Origin of the sequence: Kribbella sp. NPDC056861 (genome assembly GCF_040687575.1) — a bacterium.
Classification (GTDB): Bacteria; Actinomycetota; Actinomycetes; order Propionibacteriales; family Kribbellaceae; genus Kribbella.
Genome location: NZ_JBFBNQ010000009.1, coordinates 216,033 through 240,776 on the forward strand (window position 1 = coordinate 216,033; position 24,744 = coordinate 240,776).

The window sequence follows — 24,744 nt, forward strand, 5'->3', positions numbered from 1 at the left end:
GGAGGCTAGGGTGACGGCGACAAGTTGATACCGCGGGAGCTCGCGCTGTAGCGGGCTGAGAGGGCGGCTGGGTTCGATCCCGGCGCCGCCGACCGCCGAACCTGTCCGGGTAATTCCGGCGTAGGGAGCATCGTGACCACTGTGAACAACTCTGTCCGGCCCAATGTCACCACGGGCCCGATCTCCGGATCAGAGAAGATCTACACCTCCGAGCTGAGGGTCCCGCAGCGGCGGGTGAACCTCACCAACGGGGAGCACTTCGATCTGTACGACACGTCCGGGCCGTACACGGACGTGAACGCCCAGATCGACGTCCAGGCAGGGCTTCCGCCCGTACGCCGGGACTGGGTGGCCGGCCGCGAGCCGCTGACCCAGCTGGCGCACGCGCGCGCCGGGACGATCACCGAGGAAATGCGGTACGTCGCCATCCGGGAGAACGTCGAGCCCGAGTTCGTCCGGGCCGAGGTGGCGCGCGGCCGGGCCGTGATCCCGGTCAACCACCGGCATCCGGAGTCCGAGCCGATGATCATCGGCAAGAAGTTCCTGGTGAAGGTGAACGCGAACATCGGCAACTCGGCCGTCTCCAGTTCGGTCGAGGAGGAGGTGGAGAAGCTCGTCTGGGCCACCCGCTGGGGCGCTGACACGGTGATGGACCTGTCCACCGGCAAGAACATCCACGCCACCCGCGAGTGGATCCTGCGCAACTCGCCGGTCCCGATCGGCACCGTGCCGCTCTACCAGGCGCTGGAGAAGGTGAAGGGCGACCCGACCGAGCTGTCCTGGGACGTCTACCGCGACACGGTGATCGAGCAGTGCGAGCAGGGCGTCGACTACATGACCGTGCACGCCGGAGTGCTGCTGCGGTACGTGCCGCTGACCGCCCGGCGGATCACCGGCATCGTCTCGCGCGGTGGCTCGATCATGGCCGCCTGGTGCCTCGCGCACCACCAGGAGTCCTTCCTGTACACGCATTTCGAGGAGCTCTGCGAGATCCTCCGCGCGTACGACGTGACCTTCTCGCTCGGCGACGGACTGCGGCCGGGCTGTATCGCGGACGCCAACGACGCGGCCCAGTTCGCCGAGCTGCGAACGCTCGGGGAGCTGACCCAGATCGCCTGGCAGCACGACGTCCAGGTGATGATCGAAGGCCCGGGACACGTGCCGATGGACAAGATCGCCGAGAACGTCCGGCTCGAGGAGGAGCTGTGCCACGAGGCGCCGTTCTACACTTTGGGGCCGTTGGCAACTGATATCGCGCCGGCCTACGACCACATCACCAGCGCGATCGGCGCGGCCCAGATCGGCTGGCTCGGTACCGCGATGCTCTGCTACGTCACCCCGAAGGAGCACCTCGGCCTGCCGGACCGCGACGACGTGAAGGTCGGCGTGATCACCTACAAGATCGCCGCCCACGCGGCCGACCTGGCCAAGGGGCACCCGGGCGCGCAGGACTGGGACGACGCGTTGTCGACGGCCCGCTTCGAGTTCCGCTGGGAGGACCAGTTCAACCTCTCGCTGGACCCCGACACGGCTCGCTCGTACCACGACGAGACGCTGCCGGCCGAGCCCGCCAAGACCGCGCACTTCTGCTCGATGTGCGGGCCGAAGTTCTGCTCGATGCGGATCACCGCCGACATCCGCAAGTACGCCGCGGAGAACGGTCTGGACACCGCCGAGGCGATCGAGGCCGGCTTCGCCGAGATGTCGGAGACGTTCAAGGCCAAGGACGCCAAGCTCTACCTGCCGCTGGCTGACTGACCCATCCGGGGTACTCCGGGCCTGCGCGCCCGGGGTACCCCGGGAAGTATTTCGGGACTGCCCGGTCCGCTGCTGAATCGGTCCGAAAACATCCTGACTCCGTGTGAGAACGGCGGTGAGTCGGGGTGCGCGAAGGGCCGGATTCAGCGGAGAATTGGGAATTCGGTGGCCATCGGGATGATCACGGTGAGTGATCGGGCGAACCGGTTCAGGTTTTTCCCTTCACTCTGCGTGAATAAGGTTGTAGCCTTAATCAGCGTTGAGAGGGAGGTGTAGAACAGTGGTCTTCGTTCTCACGGTAGATCAGCGAGGCAGCCGAAGCACGAGCGATCTCGTACCCGAGCTGCTGACTACGCTCAACCGGCGGCCACGGCGGATCGGGCTACTGCGCAAGTTCGAGCGGACGGCGGGCGACGAGGTGCAGGGCGTGCTGTCGGACGCGCGTGCCACCGTCGACGTGATCGTGCAGCTGCTGCGCGCGGACAGCTGGTACGTCGGGGTCGGGGTCGGCTCGGTCGACCAGCCGCTGCCCCGCAGTACCAGGGCGGGCAGCGGGGACGCGTTCGTGCTGGCCCGGAAGGCGGTCGACCGGGCCAAGATCAGCCCCCACCACGTGAACGTGGTCGGCGCCAACGAGCACCTGGCCGAGCAGGCCGAGAGCGTCCTGTGGCTGATGGCATCGGTACTGCGTCGCCGCAGCGACCGCGGCTGGGCAGTGGCAGATCTGTTGACCGAAGGACTCAGCAGGCGGGAGATCGGCGTGAAACTGGGGATCAGCCAATCTGCGGTGACCCAACGGGCACAGGCGGCAGGCTTCGCCGAGGAGCAGCGCGGGCGAGTGCTCGCGGCAGAGCTGCTCGAGGCAGGGGACGCTGCATGACGGCGGTGGTCCTGGCGCTGGCCGCGGCCGGCCTGCTGTTCGCCGTACTGGCGTGGCTGCCCAACTCGGGCTCGACGCTCGCGATCGTGTTCAGTGGGCTGATGCTGGGCTGTCTGACGGCCGCGGCCATCGTGCTGCTCACCGGGCACGGCGTCGAGGGCTGGCGGGAGGCCTGGTGGAACATCCTGCTCCTGCTGGCCGGTCCGCTCGCTGTATCCGGGGGAGGACCGCTGACGACCTCGGTACTGGCCCTGGTCGACCGGGGAAACACCCGGTCGCAGTCGACGCAGCAAGCCGGTGAAGTACTCCGCGGCGGCGCGCTGATCGGCGCGCTCGAGCGCGGCGCCATCTTCGGCTCGATCGTGGCGGGCTGGCCTGAGGGAGTGGCGATCGTGCTGGCCATCAAGGGCCTCGCGCGCTACCCCGAGTTGCGTGCTCCGGATCAGCCGGCGTCGGTGACGCCCCAGGCGGTGGCGGAGCGATTCATCATCGGCACCTTCACCAGCGTGCTCTGGTCCGTCACCTGCGCCGGCATCCTCTTGTCGCGCTAGAGCTTCACGACATAGGTGGACATCACCTTGTCGTGCCAGGTCTGCTTCTTGTCGTCCCACAACGGCCACAGCGAGTTCAGCAGACAGGCCTGGTCGAAGATGCCGCGCAGGAAGTCCCGCAGGAACGCCTTGCCGGCGCCGATCGGCTGATAGCTGGCGGAGTCCACCAGCTTGATCCCCAGCACGCTCTTGCCGACGCTCTGACCGGTGTTGCCCTGCCGGATCACCCGGTTCCAGACCCACAGGCCGATGCTGGCCAGGATGCCGATCACGAACACGACGATCGCTCCTGACGAGGGGCTCCCGTCGGAGTAGATGTTCTCGCCGTTGTTGCTGACGCTGGTGAGCAGCACGACGTACCCGATGATGACCGGTACGCCGGAGACCAGGCCGTCCAGCAGCGAGGCGCCGACCCGCGATCCCCAGCCGGCCAGCTCACCGCCGCCGACGGGACCGTAGCCGTAGCCCTGCTGGTAGGGGTTCTGAGCGCCGTACTGCGGCTGGCCGTAGCCGGGCTGCCCGTACTGCGGCTGCCCGTACCCGCCGGGCTGGCCGGGCGGCCCGTACTGGCCTGGCTGCTGGCCGTAGGGCTGCCCGGGCGGCTGGTCCTGGGGACCGTAAGGAGGGGTGGTCACTGGAGTCCTCTCACAGCTTGACGACCAGGGTGTCGTTGATCTTGTCCGCGAAGGTCTGCTTCTTCTCGTCCCACAGTGGCCACAGGTAGCCGACGTAGCAAGCCGCCCCGTCGAGGATGTGGGTGAGCTGGCGGATGAACGCCTTGCCCGGCCCGACCGGCTGCCCGGTGGTGGCCTCGACCAGCTTGATCTTCACCACGGTCTTGCCGAGGGTCTGACCCGTCTGACCCTGCCGGATGACGACGTTCCAGATGCCGACGCCGAACGCCACCAGGGCGAAGACGACCAGGAAGATGCTGTGCACGGAGCGGCCCAGGGCCAGACCGATGAAGTACGGCACCATCACCAGCGCGCTGTCGATGAGCGTCCCGCCGACCCGCAGCGGCCACTCGGCCAGCGCACCCGTCGGAGCGCCGTACCCGTACGGCTGCTGCCCGTACGGCTGCGGGTAGCCCGGCTGCTGACCGTACTGCTGTTGCCCGTACTGCGGCTGTCCGTACTGCCCAGCCTGTTGCCCGTACTGCTCAGCCTGCTGCCCGTACTGCGCCGGCGGCTGACCGTAGCCCGGCTGCTGCGGCGGCTGCCCGTACTGCTGCTGCTGCCCGTACTGGCCGGTGCCGGGTTGCCCGTACTGACCGGGCTCTTGACCGTACTGTCCCGGCTGGTTCGAGTCCTGCGGGCCGTAACCCGGCGGCGGCGTCGGAGTGCTCACGACGGTCCCTTCTAGTGACAAAGTGAGGAGTGGATTGCAGGCTAGTGGAAGCTACGGACCATCCGACGGATGAACTGCCCGAGCGGATCCCTCCAAGGCCCAGGAGTTACCTTGGAGGCGTGACCCTGACACAGCAAGGAGTCGTCCTCCGCCCGCGAGGGCCGGTCGAACCGGTGGACCGCAAGGTGCTCGGTCTGGCGGCGGTCGGCGTCGGCGGCTTCGCCCTGGGAGCGATCTACCAACTGTCCGGCTCGCGGCAGCTCGGCATCCCGTGTCTGTTGCACGCCACCACCGGGCTGAACTGCCCGTTCTGCGGAGCGACCAGGATGGCCGCGGCGCTGCTCCGGGGGGATCTGGACGCCGCCTGGCACTTCAACCCCGTAGTACTGGTCCTGGGCCCGCTGATGGGCGTTGCCATCGGCTACCAGTTGCTGGCCTGGGGGCTGGAGCGGGTCCGGCTGGTCAAGCTGCCCCGGCTGCGGCTGAGTCCGCGCGCTCTCGACTGGGGCATCAAGGCGCTGGCTGTCCTGCTGGTCGTCTACGGCGTCGCCCGCAACCTCAACTGACTGACGAGCGACGCCGTACGACGTACTGCGGAAGTGCTGGGTGGAGCTAGCGGCCGACGCTGTAGCCGATGACGCCGATCACGAAGGCGACGATGCCGCCGATCCACGCGACCTTGGCCAGGGTGTCGGACTTGCCCTGCTCACGGAACTTGCTCTGGGCAAGGAAGCCCAGGACGATCGCGGCCGGTGAACAGCAGAACCAGCAGACGATGCCGATGATGGCCAGCGTCTGCGGGGTGTTGTTCTGCGGTGCGCCGGTGCCGTAGCCGTAGGCGCCCTGCTGACCCGGGTAACCGCCGGGCTGGCCCGGGTAGCCACCGGGCTGCTGGCCGTAGGGCTGTTGCCCGTATCCGCCAGGCTGCTGGCCGTAGCCGGGCTGGCCGGGCGGCTGCTGACCATAGCCGGGCTGCTGACCGTACCCGGGCTGTTCGCCGTACCCGGGCTGACCCGGCTGCTGGCCATAGCCAGGCTGACCGGGCTGCTGGCCGTAACCGGGCTGACCCGGCTGCTGCCCGTACCCGGGCTGCTCGCCGTAGCCAGGCTGTTCGCCGTAACCAGGCTCGCCGGGCTGCTGCCCGTACTGGCCAGGCTGCCCTGGTTGCCCATAGCCCCCAGGCTGACCGGGCTGCTGGTACGGATCGGGCTGCTGCCCGTATCCGCCCGGCTGCTCCGGATTGTCCTGGGGCCGGTTCTGGTCGTCCTTGTCGTCGCCAGGAGGCGTCGGAGTGCTCACCACGGTCCCTTCGGAGAACGTTGAGAAGGCACTGACCCTACTACGGCCGAATGCCTTTGCCGGTTAGCCGAAACGCCCGGTGATGTAGTCCTCGGTGGCCTTCTCGTTCGGGTTGGAGAAGATCTGCTTGGTCGGGCCCATCTCGATCAGCCGGCCGGGCTTGCCGGTGGCGGCCAGGTTGAAGAAGGCGGTCTGGTCCGAGACCCGGGCCGCCTGCTGCATGTTGTGGGTCACGATCACCACGGTGAACTTGTCCTTGAGCTTCTCGATCAGGTCCTCGATCGCCAGCGTCGAGATCGGGTCCAGGGCCGAGCAGGGCTCGTCCATCAGGATCACCTCGGGCTCGACCGCGATCGCCCGGGCGATGCACAGCCGCTGCTGCTGACCACCCGACAGCCCGGCGCCGGGCTTGTCGAGGCGGTCCTTCACCTCGTTCCAGAGGTTCGCGCCCTTCAGCGACGCCTCCACCACTTCGGTCAGCTTCTTCTTGTCCTTGACACCGTTCAGCTTCAGCCCGGACGCGACGTTGTCGAAGATCGACATGGTCGGGAACGGGTTCGGCCGCTGGAACACCATCCCGACCACCCGGCGGACCGCGACCGGGTCGATCCCGCTGGCGTACAGGTCCTGCTGGTCCAGCATCACCTTGCCCTCGACCCGGGCGCCGGGGATCACCTCGTGCATCCGGTTCAGGGTCCGCAGGTAGGTGGACTTGCCGCAACCGGACGGGCCGATGAACGCGGTGACCGAGCGGGGCTCGATCGTCATCGACACATCCTCGACGGCCTTGAAGTCGCCGTAGTAGACGTTGAGGCCGCTGACCTCGATGCGCTTAGCCATATCGACTCAGTACCTCTCGACTATTTGGACTTGATGGTGCTGAACCGCGCGATCACGCGGGCCAGCAGGTTGAGCAGGAGGACCAGCAGGATGAGCGTCAGCGCCGCGGCCCACACCCGGTCCGCCGCCGGCTGCAACGCCAACTCGGTGCGGTCCTGGTTGATCATCGTCGGCAGTGCGCCCATGAACCCGTCGAACGGATTCGTGTTGATGTTCTTGGAGTAGCCGACCAGGATCAGCAGCGGCGCGGTCTCACCCATCACCCGGGCCAGGCCGAGCATCACGCCGGTGATGATGCCGCCGAACGCGGTCGGCACCACCACCTTGAGGATCGTCTTCCACTTCGGCACCCCGAGCGCGTACGACGCCTCGCGCAGCTCGTCCGGGACCAGCTTCAGCATCTCCTCGGTGGAGCGCAGCACCACCGGCAGCATCAGCAGCACCAGCGACAGCGAGACCGCGAATCCGACCCGGTTGAAGCCGAACACGGTGATCCAGACCGCGTAGATGAACAGCGCGGCGACGATCGACGGCACCCCGGTGAGGATGTCGATCATGAAGCTGACCACCCGGGCGGCCTTGGTGCCCTTGCCGTACTCGACCAGGTAGACCGCGCCCATGATGGCGATCGGGACCGCGATCGCGGCGCAGATCAGCGACATGATCAGGGTGCCGATGATCGCGTGGTACGCGCCGCCGCCGACCCGGCGTACGGTGATGCCGCGCTGGGACTGGCTCCACCAGTTCGGGTCCAGCAGCAGGTGGTAGCCCTTGGAGACAACGGTCCACAGGATCCACAGCAGCGGTACCAGCGCGACCAGGAAGCACAGCACGATCAGCACGGTGGCCAGCGTGTTCCTGAACGCCCGGGCGCCCGACTTGCCGGTCAGATCCAGCGCCTGCCCGTCGTACGCCGGCTTGTTCGCGGCGAGGGTCGTCACGATGCGGCTCCTTGCGTCTCGGCGGGGTTGGTGCCGGCCCGGCGGTTGCGGCGCGGCCGCTTACCGCCCGGGCCGCTGCGCGCCACGATCAGGCGGGCGGCGGAGTTGACCAGGAAGGTCACCACGAACAGCACCAGGCCGGCCGCGATGTAGGCGCCGGTCTTCTCCGGGGAGTCGAACTCCGCGGCGTTGTTGGCGATCTTGGAGGCGAACGTCTCGCCGCCGGCGAAGATGGAGGAGTTCCACGGGTCGTTGCCGTTCGGCACCGACAGGATGATCAGTACCGCGACGGTCTCGCCGAGCGCCCGGCCGAGGCCGAGCATCGAGGCGCTGACCACGCCGGAGCGGCCGTAGGGCAGCACCGCCATCCGGATCATCTCCCAGCGGGTCGCGCCGAGGGCGAGCGCGCCTTCGCGGTGGGTGATCGGGGTCTGGGCGAAGATCTCGCGGCTGATCGCGGTGACCACCGGCAGGATCATGATCGCCAGCACCACCGAGGCGGTGAACACGACGCCGAGGTTGTCGGTGGCCGGCTTCTCGAACAGCGGCAGCCAGCCGAGCGCGGAGCTCAGGCCGTCGATCACCGGGCGCAGGATCGGCGCGAAGAAGATGATCGCCCACAGGCCGTAGATGATCGAGGGCACCGCGGCGAGCAGGTCGATCGCGTGCGAGACCGGCGCGGCCAGCCGCTTGGGTGAGTAGTAGGTGGTGAACAGCGCGACGCCGACGGCGATCGGGACCGCGATCACCATCGCGATGATCGAGCTGATCAAGGTGGTGTAGAACAGCGCCGCGATGCCGAACCGCGGAGTCTCACCGCCTGGCTCCCAGACCCGGGAGAAGAGGAAGCTGGTGTGGTTGTCGGCCAGCGCCGGAATCGCCAGCGCGAGCAGGAAGATGCCGACGAACGCGACGATGACGACCACCAGGCCGCCGGAACCGTGGGCGAGGCCGGAGAACAACCGGTCGCCGAGATGCCCGACCGGGCCCAGGTCGAGCTTCTTCCCGGGGGTGTGGTCGGCCGGCCGGTCGGGCGGGGCCGTGCCGTCTGTACTACTCATCGATGCTGCTCCAAGCGCCTGGTCGATGCGGGGGATCGAGCTGGCGAGCCGAAGCCCCGGCCGTCCGAGGTGACGAACGACCGGGGCTCACAGCTTGCCGTACTCCGAAGGTCCGGCTGGGTCAGCTGATCGCCTGGATGGCGGCGTCGACCTTGGTCCGGGTCTCCTCCGGCAGCGGCGCGTACTTCAGCTCGGTCAGCGAGGCCTGGCCGTCGGCGCTGGCGAAGTACGTCAGGAAGCTCTTCACCAGTGCGGTCTTCTCGGCCGGGAGGCCCTTGCTGCAGGCGATCTCGTAGGTGACCAGGATGATCGGGTAGGCACCCGGGGCCTTGGTCGCGTAGTCCAGCTTCAGCGCCAGGTCGGAGCCGGTGCCGGCCGGCTTGGCAGCCGCCAGCGCCTTGCCCGCGGACTCGGCCGACAGCTCGACCGGGCCGGAGCCCGTCTCGACCTGTGCGACGCCGAGCTTGTTGTCGACCGCGTAGCTCCACTCGACGTAGGTGATCGAGTTCTTGGTGCTCTTCACGCCTTCAGCGACACCGGCGGACTTCTCCTTGCCGGCGCCCGTGCCGGTCCACTTCTTGGCCGGCTTGCCGGTCCACGCGCCGCCACCGGCCGCGGCCAGGTACTTGGTGAAGTTCTCGGTGGTGCCGGACTCGTCCGAGCGGAAGAAGACGGCGATCGCGGCGGTCGGCAGCTTGGCGCCCGGGTTCAGGGCGGCGATGGCCGGGTCGTTCCAGGTCTTGATGGTGCCCTGGAAGATCTTGGCGGCGGTCGGGCCGTCGACGATCAGCTTGTCCAGGCCGTCCACGTTGTAGGCGACCGCGACCGGGCCGATCACCATCGGCAGGTTCAGCGCGGGGCTGCCCTGGCAGCGCTTGGTCGCGGCGGCCGCCTCGGTCTCACCGCCGTCGGTGGCCTCGGTCTTCAGGGCGGAGTCCGAACCGGCGAAGTCGACCTGGCTCGCGTTGAACTGCTTGATGCCCGCGCCGGAACCGGTCGGGTTGTAGTTCACCGTGACGTCGGCGCACTTCTCGTTGTACTTGGCGATGACTTCTTCGATGGCGTTCTTCTGCGCCGAGGATCCCTCGGCGTTCAGGGTGCCCTTGGGGCAGTCGCCGCCGGCGGGCGACGAGCTGGTGCCACCGGGGTTCGAGGTCCCGGACGGCTCCGGGTCGGAGCCACAGGCGCTGAGAGCGAGGACGCCGAGGGATGCCACGGCGACGGTGCCGACGCGGAGCAGGCGATTGACGGACACGAGAGTGTTGCCCTTCTGCGGGATTCAGACTTCTTGAACTTCCACAGACGGTAGGGAGACCAGATGACCGGGTGGCCCGTGCAGGATGAACGAGCGGTGAACGGTTCCGGTAGCAATCGCGACGCCTGGCGTGCCGCCAGGAGACCAGCAGATGAACTGAGTTAAGGACCGTGACCCAGAGTGACCAAAACGCCTATTGGGTCACGGTCCGATACCAGTGTCCTGCCCACCAGTTCCTTGACCGAGCTGTACTGCCGTTCGAGGATGACCCGGTTCGCCGCCGTGGTGGCCGATGATCTTCTCCGCATGGTCCGCCACCGGGGTCTACCGCACGGTGAGTTTGAAAGCCCTGCTGCCGGTCGCGACGAGCGGTAGTCCGTTGTAGGTCATCTGGGGCACCGCCACCCGCCAGTACCGAGTGGTGCCCTTGCCTGCTGCCTTGACGTTCAAAGTGCCCTTGCCTTTGGACAGCGGGATATACGCCGCGTGGTGCCAGACCTTCCCGTCGTACCACTGCAGGCTGGCTTTCACCGTTGCCGCGGGGTTGATCTCCACGGTCGTCTTGAGTGCCTGCCCGACCTGAGCGTTGAGCGTGTTGAACCCGGCCACCCGGAAGAACGTCTGAGTGGCGGAGTACCGCGCGGTGGTCGAGACGGGCGAGGTCACCGTCCAGTGCGGGTCGCGGAAGTACTTCCAGGTCGGCATGTACAGCCGGTACTGCTGGCTGCCGAAGACGTTCGCGTAGTTGAGGTAGCCGCTGCTCTTGCCGGTGAACCGGCCGGCGTAGGCCCAGGGCTTGCTCGCGTTGGCCCGGGACTGCAACGTCATGACCACACTGATGTCTCCGACGCCGCAGTCCAGCGACGGCGCGATACATCTCGGCCCGGCGACGCCCTGGATCGGCATACCGCGTCCGAAGTCGTTGGTGGCCGGCACTCCGAGGGTCAGCGCCGTGGTGGCGAAGGTGACCGTGCGGTCGGAGGTGACCGCACCCCATTCGTTGCGAGCCGTGACGTCGGCCGGGAAGGGGCGGGGACGCGGCGGCACGATCGCGGTGGTGGTGCCCAACGGCTTCAGGAACTCCTCGGCCTTGGGCGCCCCGGAGTTCCACCAGATCGCCGGGCCGACCTTCGCCTCGGTCCACGGCCGGTCGAGCGGGTCATCGGGAGTCTCGTCCGCCGGTACTGCGGGCTGCGTCCAGGTCAGCCGCAGCGACTGGTCGGCCAGCGGAGTCGCGTCGGTGAGCACCGGCACCGGCGGCCGGTCGGCGTCGAAGCGCGGCGACTCGGTCCGCGTGCTCTCGACTCCCGCGGCGTCGACGGTGGTGACGACGATCCGGGTGATCCAGCTGCTGGAGAAGTAGCGGGTGGGCAGCAACTTCTCGTTCGTCCCACCGACGACCGTTCTGGACAGCAGGCTCGGCTGCGTGGACCCGTCGTGCCACAGATAGATGCGGTTCGCCTCCCCGCCGTCGGTCCAGCTGACCCGAATCTGCTCCGCCGTCGAAGCCCAGCCGATCTGCAGGTCCGTCGGGGCATCCGGAGCAGCAGCCTGCGCCGGCAATTGAGTACAGGCCAGCAGGGCGACAGCGGTCGCGCCAATCAGCGTCTTGCGCAGCATGTGATTCCTTTGAAGTCAGCGAACGGTGAGCTTGAAGGCCTTGCTGGGCGTGACCACGATCGGCAGGCCGTTCATGGTCATCTTGGGGACGACCACCCGCCAGTACCGCGTGGTGCCACGTCCCGCTGCCTTGAAGCTGAAGGTGCCCTTGCCCTTGGTGAGCTGGATGTAGCTCGAGTGGTGCCAGACCTTGCCGTCGTACCACTGCAGGTCGGCCTTCACCGTGCCGGCGGGCTGGACGTCGACGGTCGTCTTGACCAGTTGGCCGACGCCCGCGGTGAGGACGTTGAAGCCGGCCACGCGGTAGTAGGCCTGGGTGGGGATGAACCGGGGAGTGGTGGACACCTGTCCGGAAACCCACCACTCGTCGGAGAACCGGTAGGACCAGGAGGGCACGTAGAAGCGGTACTCCCGGCCGCCGATCGCCGTACCGCTGGTTTCGAACCCCACGTTGTACTTCTCGGTGTCGGCGTAGGCGGTGAACCGGCCCGCGTACTCCCAGGGCTTGGCTTGGCCGGCCCGGGTCTGCATTGTCACTGGGATGCCGGAGCCCTGCCACAGCGAGCAGCCGGAGCTGCTCAGGCAGCCATCCGCACCTGCCTGGCCGACGATTGTCATCGGCCGGCCGTACTGCGTGAAGGCGGGGACCTTGCGGAGCAGCACCTTCATCTCGGCCGCGACGATGCGCATCGACCTGACCGTGCCCCACTCGTTCTGCAGGTGGACGAACGCGGGGTACGGATGCGGACGCGGCGGAATCACCCCGGTACTGACGCCGGCCGGCTGCGGGAAGAGTTCTTCGGGGCCGTCATCGAACGTCATCCCGAGCTTCAGCGAGATCTTCTCCGGACCGGGAGTGAGATCGAGCGGGTCGTTCGGGGTCGAGTCGGCGACCGTGGTGCGCTTCCAGGTCAGCCGCAGTGAACCGTCCGCCAGCGGGGTCGCCGCGGTGACGGTCGGCACGCCGAGCACGTTGGTGTCGAACCACGGCGACACGGCCGCGGTGCTCTGCGCCCCGGCCGCATCGATCGAAACGACTCTGATCCGGGCGACCTTGTTGAGCGCCGCCTGACCACCGATCACCTCGTTCGGCAGGCTCGCCTTGCGCGTTGCCCAGGCGGCCGTGGTGCCGTCCTTGTACTCGATCGACAGGCTGTTCGCCTCGCCGCCGTCGGTCCAGGTGGTCTTCACCAGACCTGCGGCAGCATCGCTCCAACTGACCTGCACCTCGCTGGGCGCGGCCGGCGCCGCGGCCCAAGCCGGCACCTGTACTCCGGCGCCGAACAGCCCCGCTACCGCAACAACAGCAATCACTCTACGCATCTCAACGCACCGCCAGTTTGAAGGAGCGACTCGGGGTCGCCAGGATCGGAAGGCCGTTCATGGTCATCTTCGGGACGGTCACCCGCCAGTACCGCGTGGTGCCGCGTCCAGCCGCTTTGAAGCTGAAGGTGCCCTTGCCCTTGGTGAGCTGGATGTAGGTCGAGTGGTGCCAGACCTTGCCGTCGTACCACTGGAGGCTGGCCTTGACGCTGCCTGCCGGGAGGACGCTGACGGTGGTCTTGACGACCTGGCCGACCTTCGCGGTGGCGGTGTTGAAGCCGACGACAGCGAACTTGGCCTGCGCAGCGGAGTACCGGGCCGAGGTGGAGATCGGCGGGGCCACCAAGAACTCACTGCTGCTGTAACTCCAGGCCGGTACGAACAGACGGTACTGCCGTCCGCCGTACACGCCGAGGTTGCCCGCGAAGTCGGGCCCTCCACCGCCGTACGTGCCGATCGTCGCCCAGGGCTTCGTCGAGTCAGCGCGGGCCTGCAGGTAGACCGGGCCGTAGCCGCACCTGATCCCGAAGCATTCCGGCGAGCCGACACCCGCAGTGAACGGGATAGTGCTCAAGTACTGGCCAACGGCCGGCAGTGCGAACGAAGTGGTCAACGTGGTGACCCGGGCGGTCGACTGGTACTGGGCGACAGTCGTGCCCCACTCGTTCTGGCTGCGAAGGGCCACGCGGTACGGCCGGGGTCGCGGCGGGATGGTCGTCGACTTGGCCTCCGTCGGCACCGGGAACTGTTCGGCCGAGCCGGACGGTGGCTCGATCGTCGGTACCACCTGCTCGTCTGCCGAAGTCCGGTCGAGCGGGTCGTGGGGCATCGTGTCCTGAGGGGCCTGCTCGCGGATCCAGGTCAACCGGACGGAGCCGTCCGCCAGCGCCGCCGCCGTGAAGAGACTCGCCGCCGCAGGCCGGTTGGTGTCGAATCAGGGCGAGACGGCCGCGGCGCTCTCGACTCCGGCCTCGTCGCGGGTGACCACCACGATCCGGGCGACCCGGTTGGCGTACACCGAGGTACTGCGCACGCTGAGCTCGTTGGCCTCGCCGGGTTTCGTTGTGGCCAGCAGCACCAGCGCATCGGCGTCCTGGTACTCGACCCTGACCTTGTTCGCCTCGCCGCCATCGGTCCAGCTCAGCTTGAGCCGTCCGTTGGCCGCGTCGGTCCAGCTGATCTGCAGGTCTGTCGGCGCCTCGGGTCCGGAGGCCGCCCAGGCGGGAAGTTGCGCGCCGCCGAGCAGGATCAGGGCAGCCGTACCGGCAGCGATTGTCTTGCGCATGGAGAGATCCCCCAGGAGAGGTAAGCCTGGCGCATCAGCCCCCCGGCGCCGCCAGTACGTCGGAGTGCAACCTAGCGCAGGCGGCACGCAGTACTGAAGACAGATTGCAGCTTGTTGCAATCGGTCAGCTGGAGAAGTCCTCCGGCGCGACACCGTCGAGGAACGCGCGGAAGCGCTCCAGCTCGGCCTGCTCCTCCTCTGGGGTGGCCACGCCGGCCTCCTGGAGCACCTGCTCGGTGCAGCGGATCGGCGTACCGAGGCGGACCGCGAGGGCGACCGAGTCGCTCGGCCGGGCCGAGACGCGGGCGCCGTTGCCGAGGACCAACTCGGCGTAGAAGACCGCGTCGCGCAACTCGACGATCTCGACCGCTTCGATGGTCACGCCGAAGGCCTCGATCAGGTCGCGCATCAGGTCGTGGGTGAGCGGCCGGGACGGGCGCAGGCCCTGCTCCTCGTAGGCGATCGCGGTCGCCTCGACCGAGCCGATCGAGATCGGCAGGTACCGGTAGCCCTCGGTCTCGCGCAGCATCATCACCGGCGCCCGGTTGGGCGACTCCATCCGGATTCCGATCAGAGTGAGCTCTCGCATCGTCGTCATCGCCCCGACCTCTCCGTGAGCCGGCGCCCGGTGGGACGCCTCGGTAGGAACATACCCGCCCTGACCGGCGTCATCCGGCCCGGCCCACGGCTGTTTCAGGAACGTCGAACAGATTGTGTCGGGTCTGTGCGTGTCGCAGTGTGTTCAGAGGCGGTCACCAGAGGTGATCGCCAGCAGGGCGAGTGGTGACCCGCGGCACGCTCCGGCCGCGGGCCGCATCCCGAAAGGTCGGGGGACCGTAGCGATGGAACTGGAATGTAGACAAGTGACGGTGCTGATCGTGGCGCCGAACCAGGTGGTCCGGGCCGGTATCCGGACGCTGGTGGACGACCAGGTGCGGATCGAGGTGGCCGGTGCGGTCGCCGGGTACGCCGACGCTGCCGCGGCGATCCGGCGCGGCCGGCCCGAAGTACTGCTGGTGGACACCTCACTCGGAAATGGGATCGTCGACCTGGTCCGGGTCCGGGACTCCGTCGGGCCCCGGTCGGTCAGCGTGGTCGCGCTCGTCACCGGCGAGGTGCCGAAGGTGAGCAAACTTCGCGAGTACGTCGCTGCCGGGGTGGACGGAATCGTCTCCACCGCGGAGGACATCGGGGCGAGCCTGGTGGCGATCCGGACCGGCCAGGCGCCCGGCGGCTGGATCAGCCCGACGCTGGGCGCCGAGATCCTCCGGTACGAGCCGCCGACCCTGCGGCCGGCGCTGATCGAGGAGACGCCGGTACCGCGGGTGTCGCTGGATCAGGTCACGCCGAGCGAGTACGCAGTACTGCGTCTGGTGGCCGACGGCCACACCGATCGCGAGATCGCCACCCGGTTGCAGCGCAGCGAACGGGTGGTCAAGTTCCACGTCTCGAACCTGCTCGCCAAGCTGCAGGCGCGCAACCGGGCCCACGTGGTCAAGCTGGCCGTTCGGACAGGGTTGTTGCCGATGGCCTGTGCTTGCGGACAGGGAACGGTTGTCCGAACGACACGGGTCACCCGCTGAGCGGGCGGATTGACTACTGGTATGGCCGTCGGTGGCGGTCAGTGAATCCGACCCAGGGAGTGGGAATGCGCGTAATCACGAGGATCGCCGGGGGAATCGTCGCGACCATGGCGATGGGGGTGACCGGCGGCATGATGGCCAGCGCGGTCGACCGCGGCGACGGCCAGGTCGCCTGCAACTCCGGTGAGATCTGCTTCAGCGAGGACTCGAACGGCGGCGGCGGGCAGCGGCACTTCTACTACGGCTCGCTGGCGCACGCGAACGAAGGCAACTTCTCCGGTGGCCGGACGCTGCCGTTCTGGCACAACGCCAGCGCGATCAAGAACCGCGACACGGTCAGCAACGTCTGCGTGACCGAGTCCGGCGACATCGTCAACGACAGCTGGCAGTTCCCGGCCCGGTCCGGGTCGTGGTCGAACTTCGCCAACGACCTGAACGACGAGAACAACAAGCACGAGCGCCGCAACTGCTGACGCCTCCAGTGGGGACGGGGGTGATTCCCCGTCCCCACTGGGCGCCGACGGTTCCGGCATCTCTCGAAAGGACGGCCATGCGTGCAGTTGCGGTGATGATCGGTGCGGTGGTGCTGGCGGTGACCGCCGGTTGCGGTGCGGATCCCGTCCCACGGTCCGCCGAACTGCCCGCGTTGCCGGCCGGCGCTAAACCGTTCGACCTGTACCGGCACGCTGATGTGACGGTGATCGAGCGGGCCGATCTCAAGCTCTTCCTCGACTGCCTCGCCGACCACGGCTACCCGCAGGAGCGCGAGCTCAGCTCCGGTCCCGGGGTGGCGGCGAGCGCTTTGTTGCGTCCGGCAATCAGTCCGCGGACGGAGGCGGCCGCTCGCCGGTACGGCTTCGGCGCGGCGGAGGCAGCGCGGCCGGCCCTGATCACCCGCAAGGAGCCGGCCTTCCAGGAGACTGCTGCCCGCTGCGAGTCCGCCGCGCGGGCGCCGCTCGGCGATTCGCGCGAGGTGAGCGCGCTGCGCAGCCGGTACGCCGATCTCGGCAACGCGATGGTGCAGACCCGGGCGAAGCGGTCCCAGGAGATGGTCGTTGCTTATAGCAATAAGATCACCAGCTGCCTGGTGGGAGCCGGCTACCGGCTGAAGTCCGGCGACAAGTTCAACCCGCGCGGGGATCTGGCGCAGTACGGGATCAAGGCGGGGGTGCACGTCGCGGTTGCGCCGGCGCGAACTGTGCGACCGGCCGGGTTGCCCGCTGACGCCGAGTTCCAGCCCGCAGTACCGGCTCGGGAGTACCGGCCGAGCAAGGCCGAGGTGGCTTTCGCGCTGGCCTTCGTCCGGTGCGGGACGTCGACGGGCCTGTTCGCGGCGCTCGATCAGGCCGAGATCCCGATGCAGCAGGAGATCGTCGAGCGGCATGTGAGTGAGTTCAGCGGGCTGAATCCCCGGATCGAGGCGCTGGCGGCGAAGGCTGCCGACGTACTCAGGGCGCCCTGAAGCGTTCGTAGACCAGCCGGCCGCCTTCGAGTTGGTGGGCGACCAGGAAAGCGCCGGGGGAGAACTTGCCGACCTTCAGGCCGAGTGCCTTCGACAGCGCGGGCAGTACCGGGCGGTGCGAGCAGACCACGGTGATCCTGCCGGGCTTCCAGGAGTGCTCGGCCATCCCGTCGAGCGCTGACGGATCGGCCTCGTAGCCGCGCTCCGAGATCTCGGGGTGCACGTGGATCTGGCGGCCGAGCTCGGCCGCGTACGGGCTGATCGTGGCCAGGCAGCGCTCGGCGTCGCTGCTACGGATGCGGTCGACGCCGACAGCGGCCAGTACTTCGACCAGCCGCTCGGCCGTGACCTGGCCGGTCTCGGTCAGTGGCCGTTTGGTGTCCTTGCCGTCCCAGTCCTTGCGCTTGACGGCCTGGGCGTGCCGGACCAGTACCAGCGTCGAGACGACCGGGGTGACGTCGTTCAGCGCGTCCAGGATCTCGACGTCACGGGGGTAGCTGAGCCGGCGCCGGGCCTTGTCGACCGGCAGCCACTCCAGCTTGTCGACCTCGTCGTTGGGCACGAACTCCTGCTCGGGACCGGTCAGCTGGGCCGACCAGTAGTGCACCATCTTCGGCACCACGCTGCCGTTCTTGCGGACGTCGTACCGCTGGATGCCGAGCGGGGGACCGAGCAGGACCTGCTGCCCGGTCTCCTCCTCGATCTCCCGTCGAGCGGCCGACAGCACGTGCTCGTGCGCGGTCAGCTTGCCTTTGGGCAGGGACCAGTCGTCGTACCGGGGACGGTGCACCAGCAGGATCCGCCGGCCGTCGCGGCCGTCCCGCCAGACCACACCACCCGCGGCGATCACGGTCGCCGGGTTGCTCACAGTGTCAACCTTAGGTAATCGGATCCGTCTGCCGACGGCGGCCACGCGTGGAGATCAGCCGCTCTTGCAGATCCCGCAGCGGTTCGCCGTCCTCATCGGTCAGCCGCGCCTGCCAGGTGTCGTCGGCCTGCAGCCACCAGGACCCGGTCCGCTCGTCGAACCCGAGGTCGAACAGGTCGCACAGCTCGGTGACGTGGTCCTGCTCCTTCAGCTGGACCAGTACCTCCACCCGGCGGTCCAGGTTGCGGTGCATCAGGTCGGCCGAGCCGATCCACACCTCCGGCTCACCGCCGTTCTCGAACCAGAACACCCTGCTGTGCTCCAGGAAGCGTCCCAGCACGCTGCGGACCCGGATGTTCTCCGACAGCCCGGGCACCCCCGGCCGGATCGTGCAGATGCCGCGGATCCACAGGTCGACCGGTACGCCGGCCTGCGACGCGCGGTACAGCGCATCGGACAGGGCCTCGTCGACCAGGCTGTTCACCTTGATCCGGACCCGGGCCGGGCGGCCGGCCAGGTGGTGCTGCACCTCGCGCTCGATGCGGTCGAGCAGCCCACGGCGTACCGACTGGGGCGCGACCAGGATCCGCCGGTAGCCGCTGGAGCGGGCGAACCCGGATAGGTGGTTGAACAGGTGCGCGACGTCCTCGGTGACCACCTTGTCGCTGGTGAGCAGGCCGAGGTCCTCGTACAGGCGGGCCGTCTTCGGGTGGTAGTTGCCGGTGCCGATGTGCACGTAGCGGCGGAGGCCGTCCGGCTCCTCGCGGACCACCATGGACAGCTTGCAGTGCGTCTTGAGCCCGATCACGCCGTACACGACGTGGCAGCCGGCGTGCTCGAGCTGCCGGGCCCACTTGATGTTGGCCTGCTCGTCGAAGCGCGCCTGGATCTCCACCAGCACCAGTACCTGCTTGCCGGCCTCGGCGGCGTCGATCAGCGCGTCCACGATCGGTGAGTCGCCACTGGTCCGGTACAGCGTCTGCTTGATCGCCAGCACGTGCGGATCGGCAGCGGCCTGCTCGATGAACCGCTGCACGCTGGTCGAGAACGAGTCGTACGGGTGGTGCACCAACACGTCGCGCTGCTTGAGCGCGTGGAACATGTCGGCCGGGTTGGAGGTCTCCACCTCGGCCAGGTGCGGGTGGGTGGACGGGACGAAGGCCGGGTACTTCAGCTCGGCCCGGTCCAGCGCGGCGATGGTGAACAGGCCGCGCAGGTCCAGCGGGCCGGGTAGCTCGAACACCTCGGCCTCGGTGACGCCCAGCTCCGAGATCAGCAGGTCGCGGACCTTCGGGTCGATCGACTCCTCCACCTCGAGCCGGACCGGCGGGCCGAACTTGCGCCGCAGCAGTTCTTTCTCGAGCGCGGCGAGCAGGTTCTCCGCGTCGTCCTCCTCGACCTCCAGGTCCTCGTTGCGGGTGACCCGGAAGGTGTGGTGCTGGGTCACCTCCATCCCGGGGAAGAGCTGGCCCAGGTGCGCGGCGATGACGTCCTCGAGCGGGACGAACTTGCCGTCGGCCACCGTGACGAACCGCTGCAGCAGCGGCGGCACCTTGACCCGGGCGAAGTGCTCACCGCCGGTGTCGGGGTTGCGGACCACGACGGCCAGGTTGAGCGACAGGCCGGAGATGTAGGGGAACGGGTGCGACGGGTCGACGGCCAGCGGGGTCAGTACGGGGAAGACGCGGTCCCGGAAGAACCGGGTCATCGTCTCCCGCTCCTCGCTGCTCAGCTCGTCCCAGCGGAGGATGTCGATGCCCTCCTCGACCAGCGCGGGCAGCACCACCTTGCGCCAGGTCTCGGCCTGCCGGTCCATCAGCTCGCGGCTGCGGTTCAGGCTCCGGTCGAGCACCTCCCGCGGCAGCAGCCCACTGGCGGCCCGTACTGCGACGCCGGCGGCGATCCGCCGCTTCAGCCCCGCGATCCGGACCATGTAGAACTCGTCCAGGTTGCTGGCGAAGATGGCCAGGAACTTGGCCCGCTCGAGCAGCGGCACCCGGTCGCTCTCGGCCAGTTCGAGCACCCGCTGGTTGAACGCCAGCCAGCTCAGCTCGCGGTCCGAGAACCGGTCCTTCGGGAGGTCGCCGGCCTCCGCGATGTCGTACGGGGGTTCTACGTCATATTCCCGGTTGTGCGACGCCAACAAGTCTCCAGCCACGTTGACCAGCATCCCATCCCCGGGTGAACAGCAGGTGGCCTAGGCGGCATGGCGGCCCTTCTTGCTAGCGTCACTCCTTGTGAACCGACGAGTGGACACGTTGCTGCGGACTGCCCTTGAGACTGTGCAGGGCAACGCCCTGAGGCCGGTGACGGTGCTGCCCCTCGCGGTCCGGCGGCGGCTGGCAGGCGCCCCGATCCAGATCGACGGCAACGTCCTGGACCCGGAACTGCAGTTGCTGATGCGGATCGAAGGACTCTTGCCGAACGCAACGAAGCAGTCGGTCGCGTCCGCCCGCGGGAACCTGCTGACGCTGTCCAAGCTGGTCGCCGGCCCCCGCCGCGAACTACTGCGAGTGACCGAACTCACGGTCCGTGGCGCCGACGGCCAACTCGGCGCGCGCCTCTACGTCCCCCGCAGCGCCCCGTCCTCAGGCGGCGGCCTGCTGGTCTTCTTCCACGGCGGCGGCTGGGTCGCAGGCGACCTGGACACCCACGACGCCTACTGCCGCGTCCTGGCCGACGACGCCGGCATTCGCGTCCTCTCCGTCGACTACCGCCTGGCCCCCGAGGCCGAGGCCCCCGTAGCCGCCGAAGACGCCATCGCAGCCTTCAACTGGGCCCTCGAACACGCCGAAGACCTAGGCGCCGACCCGGCTTACGTAGGAGTAGGCGGCGACTCCGCCGGCGGCAACCTGGCCGCCGTAGTAGCCCAGCAATGCGCCCTCCGAGGCTTCGCCCCACCCGCCCACCAGACGCTGATCTACCCCGCCCTGGACCTGGTAGGCCGCCGCCCCAGCCGAGACCTCTTCGCCGAAGGCTTCTTCCTCACCGAAGAAGACATCCTCTGGTACCGAGCCCACTACACCCCGGACCCCGAGATCCGCCCCAGCCCCCTGGTCTCCCCGCTCCTAGCCGAAGACCTCACCGGCCTCGCCCCCGCCCACATCGTCACCGCAGGCTTCGACCCCCTCCGAGACGAAGGCAACGAATACGCCACCCGCCTCGCTTCAGCCGGCGTCCCCGTGACCCACGTCTGCGAACCGGCCATGGTCCACGGCTTCGCCAACATCCTCGCCCTCCCCGGCGAAACCCAAGCCGCCCAGTCCCGGCTAACCGCTGCCATCCGCAAGGCGCTCAACCCTGCGGGCTGACTTCAGGTCGGTTTCGGCTAGGCCTACCGCCCCGGCTCAACCAGAACCGGCACAGCTTCCCGCACCTGCAACGCAGTAGCAGGCCCGGTAATCGGCACCGTCCCATCCACGTACTGCCACCCCGTACCGGCCACATTGAACCGAGCGCCGTAGTTGGTGGTGAGGGTCAAACTCACCCCACCCTTCTTCATGTACTTGTGCGTGATGTCCTTCGCCGGATACGGCCGCCCCGGCGTGCTCGTGGTGACAGACACCCCGTCGCCAAAGTCCCACGTATAACTCAACGGCGTCGCCTCAACCACCACAGGAAACCCCAACAGAGTCACGGTAGTCATCGACACCCGACTCTGATCCGTATAAACAATCGTCTCCAGATTCACCAAGGTCCGCACAGTCGGCTGCACCTTCACACCCAACCGCGGAAACACCACATCCTTGACCTCACTCAACACCTGATCCCAGCTGACATCCTCAGGCCGAGGAATCCGAACCGCCACCGCCATACTCGGCGTAGCCACCGGCAAGTTGGGCTGCTCCACGGGCCGATCATCCTCAATAGCCGGCAGACACCTAGTCAGCCCAGGAGTATTCCCACCGGGGTGACCACAAATGCCGATATTCAGGCGAAATGGCACTTGTGCTTTGTGTTGAGTCGAAGGGCGAACGGTTGATCTCGAGGTCGAGTTCACCCCGTTGCTATTGGTGTACGTCGCCTTCTTATGTTTCGGTTTGGTTTCCTGGCGACTGGCCTGCTCTTGTGTGAGGGTCACCTGAGACCCAGCTTTCACCAATGTCATAGTGCCTTTAGGTTTCTTTGGCTTCGGACTGGGTTTATCCAGCCATACAGCCGAAGAGCCTGAGGTGGCGTGTGCAGCTTCTCCGCATGGGTTTGCGAAAGTAAACATGAAACATGCCGCTGCTAACAGAACAGATGCTGTCCGGAGGGGATTGGCGCTCACTGGTCGACCTGTATTTCATACATCACCCAGTTCCCTTTGGCTGGCGCCAAGGTGAACTGCCAGGTTTCCGTGTGTGCCTGCTTCGGAACGGGCGATGCGCTTGGAGTCGGGCGCTCGATGTAGTTGCCAGATCGGACCGTCATAGAGCCGCCGAGTCGACCAGAGTCACCACGGAAAAGTTCTTTGACATCGATCAAATGATCCGTGTAGTCACCGGACAGGCCACCGTTCCGGGCGTTCGTCTTAAGCAGATAGTCGGCAGTTCCTTGACAACCGACGCATCCCTTGTCGCTCGCCGCGAGCAGCGGATGGGTGTCCCCTGTCGCGTAGGTGAAATTCAGCAAGTCTATGTAGTGCTTGAGAAAATCTTCTGCGGCCGACAATCCCAGGCCATCTGCTGTAGAGGGGCGGCCGGGCGGCGCGGTGGGCGTGGTCATCGTGCTGCTTGGGTTGCTCGTCGGGACACTGGTTGCGGGTGTCGACGATGAAGACGGTGGCGCCGTGTTTGGCTGGCCTGCCTTTGGGCTGTCGTTGGTGCAGCCAACCAGTGCGGCAGCGCAGAGGCAGGCCAGGGTCAATGCGGTGGCTTGCCTGTTGCGGGTTGTCACGCTTGTCACCTCTCCGTAGTCGATCTCAATCGTAACCAGCCGTGGGAGCAGCGTCGGATGAGCGGCCCTGTGGGTTTCGAGGCCGGATTTGCGCCACCACGCGAAGACTCTGTGCAACAAGCCCTACGGGTACCGGCCACCGACCGGCGTGCTCGATATCGGTCACCTGAGAGGGCTCACCGACCCTGCTCAACCAAGACTGGCACCGCCTCGCGCACCTGCAACGCAGTCGCGGGTCCAGTAATGGGCACCGTCCCATCGACGTATTGCCATCCGGTGCCAGCAACATTGAAGCGGGCTGCGTAGTTGGTGGTGAGAGTCAAACTCACCCCACCTTTTTTCATGTAGTTGTGTGTGATGTCCATCGCCGGGTAGGGCCGCCCCGGTGTCGTGGTCGTCGCCGACGCACCATCACCAAAATTCCACGTGTAACTCATCGGCATAGCCTCGACGAGCACCGGAAAGCCAAGAACGCTCACGGTCTGCCTGTACACCGTGCTCTCGTCCGTAAAAACGATGGTGTTCTGGTTGACCAGTGTTCGCCCAACCGGCTGCACCTTCACGCTGAGCTTCGGAAACAGAACGTTCTTGCTCTCGGCTAGAACCTGCGCCCACTCCACATCCTGCGGTAGCGGTATCCGGACCGCGACCACCATGCTCGGAGTCGCCTGCGGAGGATTCGGTTGCTCGGCTGGATCTTCTTCCATGGCCGGGAGGCATCTGGTCATCGTGGGAGAGTGCCCACAGATCCCGACGCCGAGACGAAAGTCCTGTGTAGCAACGCTTTTGATCGGTACCCGATTTCGAGGTCTCGTCGGTGACGATGGATACTCAGAGCCCTTAGGTTTGGAGGGCTTCCCATCGCCTGGCAATCCACGACCAGCTTGTTGCCGACTAGTGACAGTCGCTCCCCACGCCTTCAACTCCACCTTCGTCTTAGGCTTCTTCCCCTTACGGGATGGGCTGGGTGGCGGTTTGGTCACTGAGGTCTGCGGTAGGCGAGCTGTCGCAGTGTTGCTTGACTGGCTGAAGGCACTAGCCGCTGACGGTAGTCCGGTGCTGAACAACGCCGCGAGGGTGATGGCGCATACGGCGGTCTTCGTAGCCTTAGTCACCCGAATCATTCCTTGAGTTGCATCTCGAACATCACCCAGTGCCCAGCACTGGATGCGAGCGAGAAGTTCAGCGAACCAGTCCGTCCTTCCTGTGGGACGGGTGAGGCGCCCGGCGTCGCACGCTCCTCATAAGTCCCCGATTTGATGGCAGCGGATCCGGACAGACGGCCCTCGTCGCCGCGAACAATCTCTTTCATGTCCAGCAGCGTGGTCTTGTAGTCGCCCTGCAAGCCGCCATTTCGGCCATTGATCTTGCGAAGGTATGCCGCGAGTGCGTTGCATCCGACGCAACCCTTGTCGCTTTCCGAGAGCAGTGGCTGCCCATCGCCACTGTCGTACGTGTAGTTGATCAGGCTCACGTAATAGCCCACGAAGGCTTCCGCAGAAGCGAGCGTGGCGCCTTCGGCGGTCGCCGGCCTGGATGGAGGTGCCGTCAAGCGCGACGTTGGCGTTGACGTGGTGTCGCTAGGTGACGTCGCTGGCATCGATGACGACGGCGGTGGCGCCGTGTTTGGCTGGCCTGCCTTTGGGCTGTCGTTGGTGCAGCCAACCAGTGCGGCAGCGCAGAGGCAGGCCAGGGTCACGCGATGGCTTGCCTGTTGCGGGTTGTCACGCTTGTCACCTCTCCGTAGTCGATCTCGATCGTAACCGGAGGCGGGAGCGCGGTGGGATGTCACT

General features: G+C 67.2%; 26 protein-coding genes and 1 riboswitch. Of the genes, 8 read left to right on the forward strand and 18 right to left on the reverse strand.

Features of this window, described 5'->3' with window-relative positions; genetic code table 11:
• Positions 1–22 precede the first annotated feature (22 nt).
• Positions 23–143, forward strand: a riboswitch (TPP riboswitch).
• The 3 genes from thiC to AB0P21_RS37930 all read left to right on the forward strand — a co-directional run bounded on the left by thiC (position 133) and on the right by AB0P21_RS37930 (position 3,189).
• Positions 133–1,758 (forward strand): phosphomethylpyrimidine synthase ThiC, encoded by a 1,626-nt coding sequence (gene thiC / locus AB0P21_RS37920; RefSeq protein WP_363703720.1) that lies wholly within the window; start codon positions 133–135, stop codon positions 1,756–1,758. Its footprint overlaps the riboswitch before it by 11 nt.
• Before the next feature lie 280 nt (positions 1,759–2,038).
• Positions 2,039–2,638 (forward strand): transposase, encoded by a 600-nt coding sequence (locus tag AB0P21_RS37925; RefSeq protein WP_363703722.1) that lies wholly within the window; start codon positions 2,039–2,041, stop codon positions 2,636–2,638.
• Positions 2,635–3,189, forward strand: coding sequence for a hypothetical protein (locus tag AB0P21_RS37930; protein ID WP_363703724.1), 555 nt, complete (start codon positions 2,635–2,637; stop codon positions 3,187–3,189). Before AB0P21_RS37925 ends, AB0P21_RS37930 begins: the two co-directional genes overlap by 4 nt.
• On the opposite strand, the gene AB0P21_RS37935 is transcribed toward AB0P21_RS37930, so the two are convergent.
• Positions 3,186–3,824 (reverse strand): RDD family protein, encoded by a 639-nt coding sequence (locus tag AB0P21_RS37935; RefSeq protein ID WP_363703726.1) that lies wholly within the window; start codon positions 3,822–3,824, stop codon positions 3,186–3,188. The genes AB0P21_RS37930 and AB0P21_RS37935 overlap by 4 nt on opposite strands.
• A gap of 10 nt (positions 3,825–3,834) precedes the next feature.
• A complete protein-coding gene (locus AB0P21_RS37940; RefSeq protein ID WP_363703727.1) occupies positions 3,835–4,536 on the reverse strand; it encodes an RDD family protein in 702 nt (233 codons plus the stop codon).
• A gap of 119 nt (positions 4,537–4,655) precedes the next feature.
• Here AB0P21_RS37940 and AB0P21_RS37945 point away from each other — a divergent pair, with 119 nt between their 5' ends.
• On the forward strand, positions 4,656–5,102 hold the full coding sequence (locus AB0P21_RS37945; RefSeq protein ID WP_363703729.1) for a DUF2752 domain-containing protein: 447 nt from the start codon (positions 4,656–4,658) through the stop codon (positions 5,100–5,102).
• 46 nt (positions 5,103–5,148) lie between these two features.
• On the opposite strand, the gene AB0P21_RS37950 is transcribed toward AB0P21_RS37945, so the two are convergent.
• From AB0P21_RS37950 to AB0P21_RS37995, 10 genes are all read right to left on the reverse strand, one after another.
• Entirely contained in the window at positions 5,149–5,835 is a 687-nt protein-coding gene (locus AB0P21_RS37950) for a DUF4190 domain-containing protein (RefSeq protein WP_363703731.1), read from the reverse strand.
• A gap of 63 nt (positions 5,836–5,898) precedes the next feature.
• The gene (gene pstB, locus AB0P21_RS37955) at positions 5,899–6,675 is read right to left on the reverse strand and encodes a phosphate ABC transporter ATP-binding protein PstB (protein ID WP_363703733.1); all 777 of its coding nucleotides are present in this window, start codon (positions 6,673–6,675) and stop codon (positions 5,899–5,901) included.
• 20 nt (positions 6,676–6,695) lie between these two features.
• Positions 6,696–7,616, reverse strand: coding sequence for a phosphate ABC transporter permease PstA (gene pstA / locus AB0P21_RS37960; RefSeq protein WP_363703735.1), 921 nt, complete (start codon positions 7,614–7,616; stop codon positions 6,696–6,698).
• Positions 7,613–8,677, reverse strand: a complete 1,065-nt coding sequence (gene pstC, locus AB0P21_RS37965) for a phosphate ABC transporter permease subunit PstC (RefSeq protein WP_363703737.1) — start codon at positions 8,675–8,677, stop codon at positions 7,613–7,615. The genes pstA and pstC overlap by 4 nt, the downstream gene beginning before the upstream one ends.
• A gap of 121 nt (positions 8,678–8,798) precedes the next feature.
• Complete coding sequence (gene pstS, locus AB0P21_RS37970; protein WP_363703739.1) at positions 8,799–9,932, reverse strand: phosphate ABC transporter substrate-binding protein PstS; 1,134 nt, start codon at positions 9,930–9,932, stop codon at positions 8,799–8,801.
• Between the two features lie 324 nt (positions 9,933–10,256).
• Positions 10,257–11,552: a hypothetical protein gene (locus AB0P21_RS37975; RefSeq protein ID WP_363703741.1), complete on the reverse strand. Its 1,296-nt coding sequence runs from the start codon at positions 11,550–11,552 to the stop codon at positions 10,257–10,259.
• Positions 11,553–11,567: 15 nt separating this feature from the next.
• The gene (locus AB0P21_RS37980; protein WP_363703743.1) at positions 11,568–12,875 is read right to left on the reverse strand and encodes a hypothetical protein; all 1,308 of its coding nucleotides are present in this window, start codon (positions 12,873–12,875) and stop codon (positions 11,568–11,570) included.
• Position 12,876: 1 nt separating this feature from the next.
• Entirely contained in the window at positions 12,877–13,704 is an 828-nt protein-coding gene (locus AB0P21_RS37985) for a hypothetical protein (protein ID WP_363703745.1), read from the reverse strand.
• Positions 13,705–13,809: 105 nt separating this feature from the next.
• Positions 13,810–14,160 carry a hypothetical protein gene (locus AB0P21_RS37990; RefSeq protein WP_363703747.1) on the reverse strand — a complete coding sequence of 117 codons (351 nt, stop codon included), beginning with the start codon at positions 14,158–14,160 and terminating at the stop codon, positions 13,810–13,812.
• A gap of 124 nt (positions 14,161–14,284) precedes the next feature.
• Positions 14,285–14,749, reverse strand: coding sequence for a bifunctional nuclease family protein (locus AB0P21_RS37995; protein WP_363704149.1), 465 nt, complete (start codon positions 14,747–14,749; stop codon positions 14,285–14,287).
• A 274-nt stretch (positions 14,750–15,023) separates the two neighbouring features.
• On the opposite strand from AB0P21_RS37995, the gene AB0P21_RS38000 reads away from it, so the two are divergent.
• The 3 genes from AB0P21_RS38000 (at position 15,024) to AB0P21_RS38010 (ending at position 17,205) form a co-directional block, all read left to right on the forward strand.
• Positions 15,024–15,743 (forward strand): response regulator transcription factor, encoded by a 720-nt coding sequence (locus AB0P21_RS38000; protein WP_363703748.1) that lies wholly within the window; start codon positions 15,024–15,026, stop codon positions 15,741–15,743.
• 65 nt (positions 15,744–15,808) lie between these two features.
• Positions 15,809–16,216 carry a hypothetical protein gene (locus AB0P21_RS38005; protein WP_363703750.1) on the forward strand — a complete coding sequence of 136 codons (408 nt, stop codon included), beginning with the start codon at positions 15,809–15,811 and terminating at the stop codon, positions 16,214–16,216.
• Between the two features lie 77 nt (positions 16,217–16,293).
• On the forward strand, positions 16,294–17,205 hold the full coding sequence (locus AB0P21_RS38010; protein WP_363703752.1) for a hypothetical protein: 912 nt from the start codon (positions 16,294–16,296) through the stop codon (positions 17,203–17,205).
• On the opposite strand, the gene AB0P21_RS38015 is transcribed toward AB0P21_RS38010, so the two are convergent.
• Together AB0P21_RS38015 and AB0P21_RS38020 are read right to left on the reverse strand one after the other, a co-directional pair.
• Positions 17,192–18,073, reverse strand: coding sequence for an NUDIX domain-containing protein (locus AB0P21_RS38015; RefSeq protein WP_363703754.1), 882 nt, complete (start codon positions 18,071–18,073; stop codon positions 17,192–17,194). The two genes, AB0P21_RS38010 and AB0P21_RS38015, sit on opposite strands and share 14 nt — an antisense overlap.
• 10 nt (positions 18,074–18,083) lie before the next feature.
• Positions 18,084–20,243, reverse strand: a complete 2,160-nt coding sequence (locus tag AB0P21_RS38020) for an RNA degradosome polyphosphate kinase (protein WP_363703756.1) — start codon at positions 20,241–20,243, stop codon at positions 18,084–18,086.
• A gap of 67 nt (positions 20,244–20,310) precedes the next feature.
• Between AB0P21_RS38020 and AB0P21_RS38025 the strand changes: the two genes are divergently transcribed.
• On the forward strand, positions 20,311–21,384 hold the full coding sequence (locus AB0P21_RS38025) for an alpha/beta hydrolase (protein ID WP_363703758.1): 1,074 nt from the start codon (positions 20,311–20,313) through the stop codon (positions 21,382–21,384).
• 23 nt (positions 21,385–21,407) lie between these two features.
• Here the strand turns inward: AB0P21_RS38025 and AB0P21_RS38030 are convergent, their stop codons facing one another.
• The 4 genes from AB0P21_RS38030 to AB0P21_RS38045 all read right to left on the reverse strand — a co-directional run bounded on the left by AB0P21_RS38030 (position 21,408) and on the right by AB0P21_RS38045 (position 24,551).
• Entirely contained in the window at positions 21,408–21,923 is a 516-nt protein-coding gene (locus AB0P21_RS38030; RefSeq protein ID WP_363703760.1) for a PKD domain-containing protein, read from the reverse strand.
• A 416-nt stretch (positions 21,924–22,339) separates the two neighbouring features.
• Entirely contained in the window at positions 22,340–22,951 is a 612-nt protein-coding gene (locus AB0P21_RS38035; protein WP_363703762.1) for a DUF6318 family protein, read from the reverse strand.
• Between the two features lie 176 nt (positions 22,952–23,127).
• Positions 23,128–23,658 (reverse strand): hypothetical protein, encoded by a 531-nt coding sequence (locus AB0P21_RS38040; RefSeq protein WP_363703764.1) that lies wholly within the window; start codon positions 23,656–23,658, stop codon positions 23,128–23,130.
• Between the two features lie 413 nt (positions 23,659–24,071).
• Positions 24,072–24,551, reverse strand: coding sequence for a DUF6318 family protein (locus AB0P21_RS38045; protein WP_363703766.1), 480 nt, complete (start codon positions 24,549–24,551; stop codon positions 24,072–24,074).
• Positions 24,552–24,744 lie beyond the last annotated feature (193 nt).